The organism is Paenibacillus sp. OK060 (assembly GCF_900101205.1).
Taxonomy (GTDB): Bacteria; Bacillota; Bacilli; order Paenibacillales; family Paenibacillaceae; genus Paenibacillus; species Paenibacillus marchantiae.
This window is the reverse complement of sequence record NZ_FNFR01000001.1, coordinates 283345-297141: the sequence shown is the minus strand read 5'-3', so window position 1 is coordinate 297141 and position 13797 is coordinate 283345. Positions and strand designations below refer to the sequence as shown.

The following is a 13797-nucleotide window of genomic DNA, read 5'->3' as shown; positions in this document are numbered from 1 at the left end:
GTACATTTCTTAGTTTAAATGATATTAGATGAGTTCATGCGTGACAACCAACTCAAAGATTAGGCAATGACAGCTTCCTCATCTTCCAGTTTAACCGAAACGAGCTTGGATACTCCGCCCTCTTCCATCGTGACACCATACAGTACATCCGCTTCTTCCATTGTGCCTTTGCGGTGTGTAACAACGATGAATTGTGTTTGTTCCGAGAACTCACGCAAATACTGGGCAAAACGCACCACGTTAGCTTCATCCAGCGCCGCTTCTACTTCATCCAGTACGCAGAACGGTACCGGCTTAACATGCAGAATAGCGAATAAGAGTGCCATCGCGGTCAACGCTCGTTCCCCACCGGATAATAGCTGCAGGTTTTGCAGCTTTTTGCCTGGCGGCTGTGCGACGATATCAATGCCCGTATCGAGCAAACGCTCAGGGTCCATCAATACAAGATCCGCGCGCCCTCCGCCAAACAGCTTGGTGAAGACTGCGCCAAACTCTCGGCGAATCGCATCAAATGTTGCCTTGAATCGTTTGGCCATCTCGTCTTCCATCTCTCGAATAACCTGATACAACGTTGTTTTGGCTTCAACCAGGTCATTCTTCTGCGTGCTGAGGAACTCATACCGTTCGTTAACCCGCTGGAATTCCTCGATGGCTCCCAGATTGACGTCGCCAAGAGCTGCAATGCTGCGCTTCAGTTTCTGAACCTCAGCTTGTGTGCTCTCCACATCTTCTGGTACTGGATAACGCTCTTTGGCGAGTTCATAGCCGAGCTCATACTCATCCATCAGTTTGCGCAGAATATTTTCCAACTCAACATCAAGTCTGTTCACGGAAATTTCCGTTTGTCGCATCTGTTCCTCCACAGCTTTCAGCTGTGTGCGCTGTTCCTTCGTTTCACTCTCGGCAAGCTCAAGCTTCTTCGACAGCTCGCTTCGGGCAGCACGCTTGAAGTCCAGCTCCTGTGCAGATTCCGCTTTTTTCAGCTTGTATTGGTTAAGATCTTCAATCTGTTTAACACTCTCAGTCTCTGTTTTCTTCAGATCGGCTTCCATGGAGGCTAGCAACGTGCGATTTTGACGAAGATCCTTCACCAGTGAATCCACTTCGCGCTCCAGACGACGCAATTGCTCCTCGTTGGAGAATCGTTCCTGATCCAGTTTCCCCTCTCGGACTTTCAGATCAGTGAGTTGGGTCTGCAATTCCTCCTTCGCCGATTCATTCGCTTTACGCGCAAATTCTGCGGCATGAATGGCCCTATGGGTCGCCTTCTCTTCTTCCTCAAGCTGCTCCAGCTTCTTCACGGCAACATCGCGAGCTGTATCCATCTCTTTGATTTCTTCGGTAAAGCCACTCTTCTCCTGCCCAGCTACGGCAACCTGTTCCAGCACGTGACGCAGCTCATGCTCAACCTGCTTCATTTCCATTGAAGCCTGCTGTTCTGCATTCCGGGTGTCGTCTCCAGACTGACGCAGCTCGTCCAGCTTGTCCTGGCACTGCTCCAGTTGAGTTTTTACATCATCCACACTGCGATGAAGTTTTACGATCTGATTTTCGGTATCCAAAATATCCTGGTCCAGCTGGTCCAGCTGCCGTTTGCGACTGAGCAGACTTACATTTTTCTTGTGCTGGCTACCACCAGTCATCGAACCACCCGCGTTAACCACATCGCCTTCCAGGGTTACGACCCGGAAACGATATTGGCAGCGAGCCGCGATCTTATTGGCATCCTCCAACTTCTCCGCAATAATGACATTTCCGAGTAAGCTTCCAATGATAGCAGCATAACGTTCTTCGTATTGTACGAGATCCGCACCAATTCCCACAAAACCATCCATGCCTTCGATCATCGAACGTTCACCCGCACCAATGGTACGTGCACGAATAACATCCAGCGGGAGGAACGTAGCTCTGCCCAATTGACGTTGTTTCAGAAAAGCGATCGCCTGTCTGGAAACCGATTCATTCTCCATGACGACATGCTGCAGGGAAGCGCCCATCGCTGTCTCTACCGCAAGTTCGATCTTCTCAGGCACTTTAACGAGCTCTGCAACGGCTCCATGAACCCCGTTCAGTGTACCTTTGCGTGATGCCTTAAGAACTTCTTTGACACCCAACATGAAACCGTCAAAATCATCCTGCATCTCTTTCATTGTATCGCGACGGGAGACCTGGGCTTCACGCTTCTGCTCCCATTTACGGACAGTTCCCCGACTTTCTTCGAGCAGCTTCTGCAACGATTGGAGACGTTCACTTTCCGTAATATATCCACCGCGCAGATCACTGATTTCCTTGCCCAAACGAACAACTTTTTTCTCAATCTCCGTTTTGCGGGCTTCCAGCGTTTCCTTCTGGCCTTCCCACTTGCCGGATTCCTCAGTCGCGCGATTCATTCGCCGTTCCAGCGTTTCTTTCTGTTGGTCCGCGTAACGAATTTCATTTCGTGTCTGAGCCATCTGATTCATCAGTTCCAGCAAGTTGCCCTTAAGGCTTTCCTCCTGCTGTTGGCTAATGCCGCCAGTAACACCGATAAGTTTGGCCTCTTCTTCGGATAGGCGGTTTCTTACGTCACTCAATTCCAGTTCAAGCTTGGCAAACTTTTCGCGTAATGCAAGTAACTCGGCTTCACGCTCCCGATGTCTCTCTTCACTCGCTGCAAGCGTCACTTTAAGCTGTTCCTGGTTCGTCTGCAGATGACGCGAACGCTCCTTGAGTAGTTCTCCTAGCCCTTCGCTCTTCTCCGTTGCTTCACTGAATTGCAATAAGGCCGATTGCAGCTGTTCCGTCTCCGTCTCCAGCGTACGCAGTGCATTTCGGTCACTTTCCAGCTTGGCATCATGAGTGGAGACGATAGCCGCCAATCCTACTTCTTCCTGTTTCAACGATTCTAGTCGTTGGTTTGCTTTGCTCCAGGAAGCGTGAATTTGTTCAATCTGATAAACATACATAGAGATTTCCTGCGATTTCAGCTGTCCACGCAATTCCTTATAATGGATTGCTTTCTCCGATTGTTCCTTTAACGGACCAATCTGGTCTTCTAGCTCGGTGACCAGGTCATGAATGCGCAATAAATTCTGTTCCGTCTCATCCAGTTTGCGAGTAGCATCCCGTTTGCGAGATTTATATTTAACAATACCTGATGCCTCTTCAAAGATCCCCCTGCGATCCTCTGAACGGGTACTCAGAATCTCTTCGATTCGCCCCTGTCCAATAATCGAGTAAGCTTCCTTTCCGATCCCGGTATCCATAAACAATTCGGTAATATCCTTCAACCGACACGACTGCTTGTTGATAAAATATTCACTGTCTCCGCTGCGATGTACACGACGCGTTACCGTTACTTCGCCAAAATCCAAAGCAAGCGCGTGATCTTCGTTATCCAGCGTCAACGAAACTTCACCATAGTTAACAGCCTTCCGTGCATCACTGCCGGCAAAAATGATATCTTCCATTTTGCCACCACGCAGTGATTTGGCGCTTTGTTCCCCAAGAACCCAGCGTATGCCGTCTGAAATGTTACTTTTTCCACTTCCGTTCGGGCCCACAACAGCGGTTATGCCACGAACGAATTCCATTTCCGTTTTGTCGGCGAATGACTTGAATCCACCCAGTTCAATCCGTTTCAAAAACATAGGGTTTCCCGTCACCTCCTCTTGCAAATTTCAAATGTTGCATTCAGCGCCTAGTTATCGAACAGGAAAAGAAAATCCTGATCCTCCTTACAAAAAAAAGAGCAAAAAGCAGTCCGGCCGATAAATTCCGCCAGGCGGACCCGCGGGCTGCTCTTTGCTCTTCGTTTGTCTATGCGCTTACGGTAAAGCTCAGGCTTCCGGAAGCTTCAGTCGATCCAGTGCTGCGGATGCAGCCTGTTGTTCGGCTTCCTTTTTGGAACGTCCTGTACCTCTGCCAAGCCGTTCTTGACCCATATGGACCTCGGAGACAAACTCCCGTTCATGGGCAGGGCCCCGTTCCTCAACAATACGGTATTCCAGAGCTCCCATATTGTGATGCTGAGTGAGTTCCTGCAATTCCGTTTTGTAATCGCTCATTTGCAATTTGCTGCCCAGAACGATCAACGGAAATACATGCTGATCCAGAAATGTCCGGACAGGCGCCAATCCCTGATCCAGATATAATGCACCGATGAAAGATTCAAACACATCCGCTAACAAAGCCGGTCTAGTTCGTCCTCCCGTCAGTTCCTCACCTTTACCAAGAAGTACATACTGCCCAAAACCCAACGCTTCAGCAAATTTGACGAGGGAAGGCTCGCAGACAATGGATGCCCGCAGCTTAGTTAATTCACCTTCCGGCCGGTTAGGAAACAAGTGATACAAGTATTCCGACACAGTCAGTTCCAGTACCGCATCGCCCAGAAACTCCAGACGCTCGTTATCCTGATGCTGACTGAACCGGTGTTCGTTTACATAAGAAGCATGGGTAAACGCTTGTTTTAAAAGCTGCCTGTTGTCAAATTTGATTTGAAGTTTGTGTTGTAACTGCTTCAGATCTTCACTCAAACGAACTAGCCCCTTATGCTTCAAATTTTTTGAGAATAATGGTGGCATTGTGACCGCCGAACCCAAATGAATTGGACATGGCAATGTTGACTTTAGTTTGACGTGGAACGTTTGGAACATAATCCAGATCACAATCCGGGTCCTGATTTTCCAGGTTGATTGTTGGAGCAAGCGTCTGATGTGTCAGCGACAATCCGCAGATTACGGCTTCCACGCCACCAGCAGCACCAAGCATATGACCTGTCATCGATTTGGTTGAACTTACAGCAAGCTTGTACGCATGATCGCCAAACGCTTTTTTGATCGCAAGCGTTTCGGATCTGTCACCTACAGGTGTTGATGTACCGTGTGCATTGATATAGTCCACTTCTTCTGGTTCGATACCCGCATTACGCAGAGCCATCTTCATGCAACGAGCTGCTCCATCCGGATCAGGCTCCGTCATGTGATGTGCATCGCCAGTGAGACCGTAACCAATTACTTCGCCATAAATACGAGCACCACGTTTTTGAGCATGTTCAAGGGATTCAAGGATCAGAACTCCCGCGCCCTCGCCCATAACAAACCCGTCACGTTCTGTATCAAAAGGACGGCTCGACTTAGCCGGATCATCATTACGTGTAGACATGGCACGCATTGCACAGAACCCAGCCAGACCAGTTGGTCTAATGGTTGCTTCCGCACCGCCACAAATCATTGCATCCGCATCACCGTTTGCAATCAGCTTGAAGGAATCTCCAATGGAGTGTGTTCCTGTAGCACATGCCGTTACCACGTTGATGTTAGGACCTTTCGCCCCGAGAGAAATCGACATCTGGCCAGAAGCCATGTTGGAGATCATCATCGGAATGAAAAATGGGCTTACGCGTTTAGGACCTTTTTGCAGCAATGCATTATGTTGGTCCTCCCAAGTACCCAATCCACCGATACCCGATCCGATCGACACACCAAAACGCTCTGCATCAATGTTCTCGTCAATTTTCAGACCACTGTCTTCAACGGCTTTGAAACCAGCTGCTACAGCGAACTGAACAAAACGGTCCATTTTACGTGCATCTTTGCGATCCATGTATTCTTCCGGGTTGAAATCCTTGATCTCGGCTGCAATTTGAGTGGTATATTCACTTACATCAAACGCCTCAATCTGAGAGATTCCGGACTTACCTGCCATTAAACTGCCCCAGAACGTTTCCAAATCTTTTCCGAGCGATGTCATTACGCCCATTCCGGTAATTACAACTCTTTGTTTCAAACCGACTCACCTCTATATCGACTGCATTACGCAATTATTTTGTGGGAATATCCGCAAGCAGACGTCTAGCCAAGCAGGACCCGGAGATCCGTTTGACCAGCGCCGCTTGCGGAATGAGAAAAACCAATGAATGATGAGAAGTCCCGCCTGTTCGAAAACAGGTGCGGGACTGAATTGACTTTAGGTATGAGATTGTATGTAGTTTACAACTTCACCTACGGTCGTGATTTTTTCTGCATCTTCATCAGAGATTTCCAAATCGAATTCATCTTCCAATTCCATGACCAATTCCACTACATCCAAAGAATCAGCACCCAAATCTTCTTTGAAAGATGCTTCAAGTGTAACTTCAGCTTCGTCTGCGCCCAAGCGGTCGACGACGATGCGTTTTACACGCTCCAATACATCGGACATCCGGTTCACCTCCTCCTTGGTATTATACGAGAATCGCAGGCAAAATGCCATAGAAGACATATGCGGCTCCCGGCCGGGGAACCCGGCCTTTTTCCGGCATTTCGGATCGTCCAGCGCCTGTTCCCCGACTATTGTTCAAGTCCGGGAAGAATTACATGTACATGCCACCATCAACATGCAGTGTCTGCCCTGTCATATAAGATGAAGCTTCTGAAGCCAGGAACGTGACAACACCGGCGATTTCATCCGGTTGGCCCAGACGGGACAACGGAATACCGTTCAACATGTTGTCCACGATCTCCTGGGACAATTCCTTCGTCATATCGGTCTCAATAAATCCTGGTGCAACGCAGTTAACTGTGATGCCGCGGGAGGCAAGCTCACGAGCAGATGCCTTCGTCAAACCGATGACCCCTGCCTTGGCAGCAACATAGTTTGCTTGTCCAGCATTTCCGAGCACACCCACAACAGAGGAGATATTGATAATTCTACCAGACCGTTGCTTCATCATTGGACGTGTAACCGCCTTAAGGCAGTTAAACACCCCTTTGAGGTTGGTTTCGATCACCTGATCAAATTCCTCTTCCTTCATACGCATGATCAGATTATCACGGGTAATTCCAGCATTGTTGACAAGAATATCAACGTTGCCCCATGCCTCAATGGTAGCTTTGACCATTTGTTCGGCTTCGTCCATCTGGCCCACATTCGCTTGAATCGTAATTGCCTGGACACCTTTGGCACGAATCGCTTCCGCTACTTCCTCAGCTGCCGCTTGACTGCCCGCATAATTCACGGCCACGTTGGCGCCAGCCTCGGCCAAAGCGAGTGCAATACTGCGCCCAATACCACGGGATGCACCGGTAACGAGCGCATTTTTGCCTTGTAATGGTTTAGACATAATCATTCCTCCTTTCCCCAAATCTAATCATGGTTAATCAAATTAGTGCAGCTGCCGTTGCTTCGAGCGTCTCAAGACTGTTTACATTGTACAGTTTAACGGTTTTATCTGTTTTTTTAATCAAACCTGTTAACACACTGCCAGAACCAATCTCGATAAAGGTATCTACACCTTGCTCAATAAGCCATGTCACACTGTCTTCCCATAAAACCGGAGAATAGACCTGAGCTGTCAATAAATCCTGAACCTTACCGTCCTCCACAGGTCTTGCAGTCACATTTGCAACTACAGGGACATCCCCAGGTGAGAACGAAACAGTTTTCAGTTTCTCAGCCAGCTTCTCTGCTGCATCCTTCATTAAGGAAGAATGGAACGGACCGCTTACTTCAAGTGTGATGGCACGTTTGCCGCCCGCTTCTTTGACCCGTTCAGCGACAGCAGATACCCCTTCCTTCACACCGGAAATCACGATTTGTCCCGGACAGTTGATGTTGGCAAGTTCAACCACATGACCACTTTCGGATACGTCCCGGCAAAGCACCCCCAGCGCTTCCCGATCCGCACCCAATACCGCAGCCATTGCACCCTGTCCACCAGGAACAGCCTGTTCCATATATTGACCGCGTGCCCGCACAATGCTTACCGCGTCCGCGAACGAAAGAACGCCCGCCGCGACCAGTGCACTGTATTCACCCAGACTGTGTCCGGCCGTATAATCAGGCTGAATTCCTTTTTCTTTAAAAGCCTCAAGCAATGCAATACTTGCTGTCAGCAGAGCCGGTTGTGTATTCGATGTCTGTTTCAACTCGGTCTCTGGTCCCTCAAAAACAAGATTGCTCAGCGCGAAACCTAGCGTTTCATCGGCTGTGCGAAAAATCTCTGTTGCCGCAGGCACAGACTCATACGCGTCCTTGGCCATGCCCACAGCCTGCGATCCCTGTCCGGGAAATACAAATGCTATTTTACCCATCCAATTCATCTCTCCCAGCTGTCTAGTTTACCAAACGAGTACTGATGCGCCCCACGTCAATCCGCCACCGAAACCAACCATGAGCACAGTATCTCCGGCTTTCATGCGGCCTTCTTCAGCAGCTTCTACCAGAGCAAGCGGAATGGAGGCTGCAGATGTGTTGGCGTATTTATCCACGTTGACTACAACTTTCTCTTCAGGAAGCTCAAGTCGCTGCATTGCAGATTGGATAATCCGGATATTGGCTTGGTGAGGAACAAACAGATCCACGTCCGTACGTTCCAGGCCAGCCTTGCGCAGAACTTCGATCGTCGCTGTACCCATCACCCGTACTGCAAATTTAAACACTTCACGGCCATTCATGTAAATATAATGTTTTTTGTTCTCAACCGTTTCTACGGATGCAGGCAGACGGGAACCTCCGCCCTCCATTTGAAGCAGGCTTCCGCCCGCACCTTCAGCTCCGAGATCGAATGATTTAAATCCACGGCCTTCCGGCACTTCACCAACGATAACCGCACCGGCGCCATCGCCAAACAGCACACAGGTATTACGGTCGGTATAGTCAGTAATGCGAGACAAGCAATCTGCACCAATAACAAGTGCATTGTTGTACATGCCGCTTTGGATAAAGCTCGTTGCTGTTGCCAGACCGTATACAAATCCGGAGCAGGCAGCAGACAAGTCAAATGCCGCAGCGCCCTTGGCACCAAGCTTATCTTGCAAAATACAAGCAGTAGAAGGGAATGAAGAATCCGGTGTAATAGTTGCCACAATAATCAGATCAAGATCGCTGCCAGTCATGCCAGCAGACTCAAGTGCTTTGATAGCTGCCTCGTATGCCAGATCTGAAGTCGCCTGATCCGGTGCAGCGATGTGACGCTCCTTGATTCCTGTACGACTGACGATCCACTCATCATTCGTATCTACCATTTTCTCCAAATCGCTGTTTGTCAAAATTTTCTCAGGTACATATTTACCAGTACCGATAACCCCTACCGGGCGCAAATTATTCATGTCTTCACTCACTTCCCGCTAATTTCCTTAGATATGCTCTCCACCAGCTGGTTCTGTACTGCAATCCGTGCTTGGCGCACAGCATTTTTGATGGCATTGCCATCAGCCGATCCATGACTTTTCACCACAAGTCTGCTCAAGCCGAGGAGTGGTGCACCACCATGCTCGGTATAATCCAGTTTCCGTTTCAAACCGCGCAGCTCAGGCATGAGCACAGCAGCAGCCAGTTTGCTTTTGAGCGATGATGAGAATTGTTCCTTAAGCAGAGCGAAAATGGCACCTGCTGTGCCTTCGAGCGATTTCAGCAATATATTTCCGGCAAATCCATCACATACAAGCACATCACACGCACCTGTAAGCACATCACGGGCCTCTACGTTACCAACAAAACGAATCGGAAGTTGCTCCAGCAAAGGATAGGCATGTTTGGTCAACTCATTCCCCTTACCGGGCTCCGTTCCCACATTGAGCAGGCCCACTCTTGGTGACGCGATTCCCTGCACTTTTTGCCGATACAAGCTCCCCATCAGACCATACTGTGCGAGGTGTTCCGGTTTGGCATCCATATTCGCACCAAGATCAAGTGCAAGTACACCCACATCATCGATCGTTGGAATCATGGGTGCAAGCGCCGGGCGCTCAATACCTTCCATACGACCTACCACAAGCAAGCCGGCTGTCATCAGCGCTCCGGTATTGCCCGCAGAGATCATGGCGTCTGCTTCGCCTTCCTTAAGCATACGACCTGCAACCACCATGGAGGCATCCTTCTTACGACGGACTGCCTTTACTGGTTCATCATCCGAACCGATCACTTCGGAAGCATGCCGAATCGTCAGATTAGCAGGTTTGGCACCTGACTGACTCAGAAGAGGTTCCAGCTTGGCTTCATCGCCGACCAGGACGATCTGTGTATCTGCCCATTCCGTAGCCGCGGCGATCGCACCTTCTACTGTTGACGCAGGTGCGTTATCGCCTCCCATGGCATCAATGACGATTTTCATCCCAAATGACCTCCTTCTACGCTGTCTTCTCCACCTGAATGGTAGATTACAAAGTTGCCTTGAAACACCATTTCTTCACCCACATAAGTGAACACTTCTACTTTGGCTTTGCCCTTTTGACCCGGAATCGATCTCACATAGGCCTTCGCAATACATTTCTCGGCCAAATGAACCGAACGAACAAAACGAATGTCTGCGGACGCCGTCAAAGCAATCTCGTCATTAATAACGGCTACAGCCAACGAGTTGGCCTGTGCAAAAACATAGTGTCCTCGAGCAATGCCCGTTCTCGAAAATACGTGTTCTTCCTTAATCTCAAACAAGGAAATCCCGCTCTTGTCCAGTTGCAAGTCCACAATATCACCGATAATCTCATGCAGGGGTAAGGAACGCACCTGATCATAGGAACGCTCCGCCATCAGTTTCATCCGCTCCCGAAGCTCGGGAATCCCAAGCTCCAGTCTGTCGAGACGAATCGTCTGAATACTCACCTTCAATTGGCGTGTAAGTTCCTGATCCGTCACAAACGGGTTGTCTTCGATCATTTTGGTTAACTGCTGCTGCCTCTGTCTCTTCGGTACACGTTCGATGCCTGACACCCCCCGCTGTATCGTTTAAGGAACCGCCCAATCCGGTCAGTTCAATACTCTTTCACGTTGCTTCTATAGTTGCATCCCTGTTCAGCAGGGTCGTTCTCACACGAATCATGGTTCATGTTTATGTAACGTCAAATCTTAGAACCTGGTACTAAACTATAGTATATCTCATCCCGTGTCAAAAAGAAAGGCTGGGTGAACAAAAACAATCCTGCCTTGCGGAGCCTGGCTTCACAGCCCCGAACACAACCAGTAACGAGCCTTACTAAAATATCAAAAACGTATATTGAACTATATTCACGAAGATAGAATACAGGTAAAGGTAGTTATTTTTGCGATGCTATAGTCTAAAAAAAGTAGCACCTCATCGAAATGAAGTGCTACTTGATGTCTAGCTATTATTGAGAGATGATCTCTCTTGCTTTGTACGTTCCGCACACTTTGCATACGTGGTGACTAAGCTTCAGCTCGCCACATTGTTCACATTTCACCATACCCGGTACTGCCAATTTAAAGTGAGTGCGACGTTTGTCGCGACGCGTCTTGGATGTTCTCCGTTGAGGTACTGCCATTATTCCCACCTCCTTATCAAAATAAACCTTTGCAGGTAGTTGTTACAATGTTCGATTTTCAATCATGCTCATTTAAAAAAATCCTTGAGCCCTGCAAGCCGCGGATCGATAACTTGGTTATCACAACCGCAGTCACCTTCGTTCAGCTCATGGCCACACTTGGGGCATAACCCTTTGCATGTATCGCTACACAGCGGTATAAACGGAAGATTCAGCAGAAAAGCTTCCTCAGCATAACCCTTCAGATCAACGCTATCTCCATCCACATAGAAAGTATCGTCGTCTTCGTGCAATTCCTCTGGCTGCTTTCCCTTCTTGAATTGCTCATGAAAATCAATATGAAAATGTTCATTAATCGGCTTAAGACACCGGGAGCACAACATGTCCACTCCTACTGTCAGCTTGCCATGAACATCCACAACGTCTCCCTCTCTGAACTCTGCAGATAAATCTGCAGTCAGCGGGGTAACGGCTGTGATATCTTGTCGGTTAGAAACCAGTTCCTTGATATCCCACTGTTCATTAAACTGCAGGGGACCATCACTGGTAGCCACTTTGCGAAATGGCATTAACATTTCCCATCACTCCAAACGAAACCAATCTCATAATTAAAGTTAAACGCCTAACGACAGTTATACAGGTCAAACCTGACTCTTGCAACACATCAAATTCCTGACTGTATGTAATCTGACGATTCATCGTTAAAAGTATTATGAAATTGACTTAACAAACAAAAATCATTATACCGATTTTCCAAGACGTTTGTCAACACTTTTAACTTTACACCCTTTTTGAAATTGACGATCCTAATCCGCATTCGATCTCTGATACATTATAGGCTTACTGTAAGTTAAACTACAAGTCATGCATTTTGAAGGCGGGTTCGGGCTATATCGATCTGAAGGATTCTTTTCTTTTTCGTTGTACACACTGCGATATGATTTGAACAAAGGTATATCCATGTCCTATTATGGAACAAGATGAGCTCACATATTATCGGGCTAGGAAGAGAAAGATTGATCCCCATTTGAATATTTACCGAAAGGAGCGCGTTCTCATATGAAAGCCGTCGGCGTCATTGTTGAATATAACCCTTTACATAACGGACATGTCTACCATCTGAGTGAAGCAAGGCGGCTCAGTGGAGCAGACGTTGTTGTGGCTGTGATGAGCGGCCCTTTCCTCCAGCGCGGCGAACCCGCCATCGTGGGCAAAAGGGCACGCACTGAGATGGCGCTGCATGCTGGCGCCGATCTGGTGCTTGAACTGCCGGTTGCCTATGCTGTACAACCGGCCGAGTGGTTCGCCTTTGGTGCGGTGTCACTTCTGCACCGCACAGGCGTGGTGGACTCGCTCTGCTTTGGCAGCGAGTCCGGCGACCTGGACAGCCTGCAGCGCATTGCGCGCGTGCTGGCTGTGGAGCCCGCAGGGCTGCGCGAGGATATCGCGCGCCGCCTGCGGGAAGGCGCCAGCTATCCCGCCGCATACGCAGGTGCGGCGGCGGCACTGGCGCCTGGCGGCGTCGATGCGGAAGACGCCGCTGCACTGCTGGGGCAGCCCAACAATTCGCTTGGGCTGCATTACCTGATCGCGCTGCAACGGCTGGGCAGCGCGATCAAGCCCTATACGGCGGCGCGTACCGGTGCCGCGTATCATGAGGCGACGCCCGGACCGGGGGCGATCGCCAGTGCAACTGCCGTCCGCCGCCTGCTGATGGCGGACGGGCCCGAAGCCGCCGCGCCATACGTGCCGGCGGCAACCCTTGCCATTCTGCGGCGCGAATGGCAGGAAGGCCGCGCTCCCGTGCACTGGGAAAGCTTTGCACAGCCGCTGCTGCACATCGCGGCCACACGTCGTGCCTCCGAGCTGGAGCAGATCGCCGAAGTCACGGAAGGACTCGAACACAGGCTGAGCCGTACACTTGCTCAGCTCCCGGAGCCTTCAGTCGAGGCGTTGCTGAACGCACTTAAAACGAAACGGTACACACGCACAAAGCTACAGCGCATGCTGACCCATATCCTGCTGAATCATACCAAGGCCGAATGTTCGCCCGAGAAGCTGGCTGAAGGGCCAGCGTATCTTCGAGTGCTTGGGTTCAATTCACAAGGGCAGGGCCTTTTGAAACAGATGAAAAAGACGGCTTCTCTGCCCGTTCTGCTGAAACCATCAACCTTTGTCCATAACCAGTTGGAACTGGATGTGCAAGCTCAGGCAGCATATGCACTCGCCTGTGAACACATCGATACACGCATGATGTACAGCGACTACTATGAACCACCTGTGAGACTTTAACTCTACGTTCAGTCATATCCATAGCTGGTTCAACATAAACGATTTCGAAGCCCCAAGTTCAATGGATCGACTCACAAGTTTTTGCGGGAGCCAACGCTTACGCATAGATTGATGCAATCCTGATCTACGGGTATAAGATTAATCAAACTCTGTTGATGATGCGTTGTTTAATATCGACTACTCAAACAAAATCCCCCTATCGCACACCGATTCGGCATCGTTGCAATAGGGGGATTTCACATCATTCTCATATTGGTTCAAG

At 49.3% G+C, this 13797-nt stretch carries 12 protein-coding genes; 1 reads left to right on the top strand and 11 read right to left on the bottom strand.

All coding sequences use genetic code 11. The features are described 5' to 3' along the window. Nucleotides 1-59 precede the first annotated feature (59 nt). The 11 genes from smc to BLS14_RS01205 all read right to left on the bottom strand — a co-directional run bounded on the left by smc (nt 60) and on the right by BLS14_RS01205 (nt 11818). Nucleotides 60-3629, bottom strand: coding sequence for a chromosome segregation protein SMC (smc, locus tag BLS14_RS01255; protein WP_072732387.1), 3570 nt, complete (start codon nt 3627-3629; stop codon nt 60-62). A gap of 189 nt (nt 3630-3818) precedes the next feature. Beyond that, nucleotides 3819-4517 (bottom strand): ribonuclease III, encoded by a 699-nt coding sequence (rnc, locus tag BLS14_RS01250; protein WP_024630178.1) that lies wholly within the window; start codon nt 4515-4517, stop codon nt 3819-3821. 13 nt (nt 4518-4530) lie between these two features. After that, the gene (gene fabF / locus BLS14_RS01245; protein ID WP_072732386.1) at nt 4531-5769 is read right to left on the bottom strand and encodes a beta-ketoacyl-ACP synthase II; all 1239 of its coding nucleotides are present in this window, start codon (nt 5767-5769) and stop codon (nt 4531-4533) included. A gap of 180 nt (nt 5770-5949) precedes the next feature. After that, complete coding sequence (acpP, locus tag BLS14_RS01240) at nt 5950-6183, bottom strand: acyl carrier protein (RefSeq protein WP_024630176.1); 234 nt, start codon at nt 6181-6183, stop codon at nt 5950-5952. A gap of 151 nt (nt 6184-6334) precedes the next feature. Continuing rightward, nucleotides 6335-7084, bottom strand: a complete 750-nt coding sequence (gene fabG, locus BLS14_RS01235; protein WP_063564667.1) for a 3-oxoacyl-[acyl-carrier-protein] reductase — start codon at nt 7082-7084, stop codon at nt 6335-6337. 37 nt (nt 7085-7121) lie between these two features. Then, the gene (fabD, locus tag BLS14_RS01230; protein ID WP_063564668.1) at nt 7122-8054 is read right to left on the bottom strand and encodes an ACP S-malonyltransferase; all 933 of its coding nucleotides are present in this window, start codon (nt 8052-8054) and stop codon (nt 7122-7124) included. Nucleotides 8055-8081: 27 nt separating this feature from the next. After that, nucleotides 8082-9071, bottom strand: a complete 990-nt coding sequence (locus tag BLS14_RS01225) for a beta-ketoacyl-ACP synthase III (RefSeq protein WP_063564927.1) — start codon at nt 9069-9071, stop codon at nt 8082-8084. 8 nt (nt 9072-9079) lie between these two features. Further along, nucleotides 9080-10075, bottom strand: coding sequence for a phosphate acyltransferase PlsX (plsX, locus tag BLS14_RS01220; protein WP_063564669.1), 996 nt, complete (start codon nt 10073-10075; stop codon nt 9080-9082). Beyond that, complete coding sequence (fapR, locus tag BLS14_RS01215; protein WP_063564670.1) at nt 10072-10620, bottom strand: transcription factor FapR; 549 nt, start codon at nt 10618-10620, stop codon at nt 10072-10074. The genes plsX and fapR overlap by 4 nt, the downstream gene beginning before the upstream one ends. Before the next feature lie 449 nt (nt 10621-11069). Further along, entirely contained in the window at nt 11070-11243 is a 174-nt protein-coding gene (gene rpmF, locus BLS14_RS01210) for a 50S ribosomal protein L32 (protein ID WP_017689233.1), read from the bottom strand. Nucleotides 11244-11311: 68 nt separating this feature from the next. Beyond that, on the bottom strand, nt 11312-11818 hold the full coding sequence (locus BLS14_RS01205) for a YceD family protein (protein WP_063564671.1): 507 nt from the start codon (nt 11816-11818) through the stop codon (nt 11312-11314). Between the two features lie 484 nt (nt 11819-12302). On the opposite strand from BLS14_RS01205, the gene BLS14_RS01200 reads away from it, so the two are divergent. Beyond that, entirely contained in the window at nt 12303-13535 is a 1233-nt protein-coding gene (locus tag BLS14_RS01200) for a nucleotidyltransferase (RefSeq protein ID WP_090949091.1), read from the top strand. Nucleotides 13536-13797: the final 262 nt, after the last annotated feature.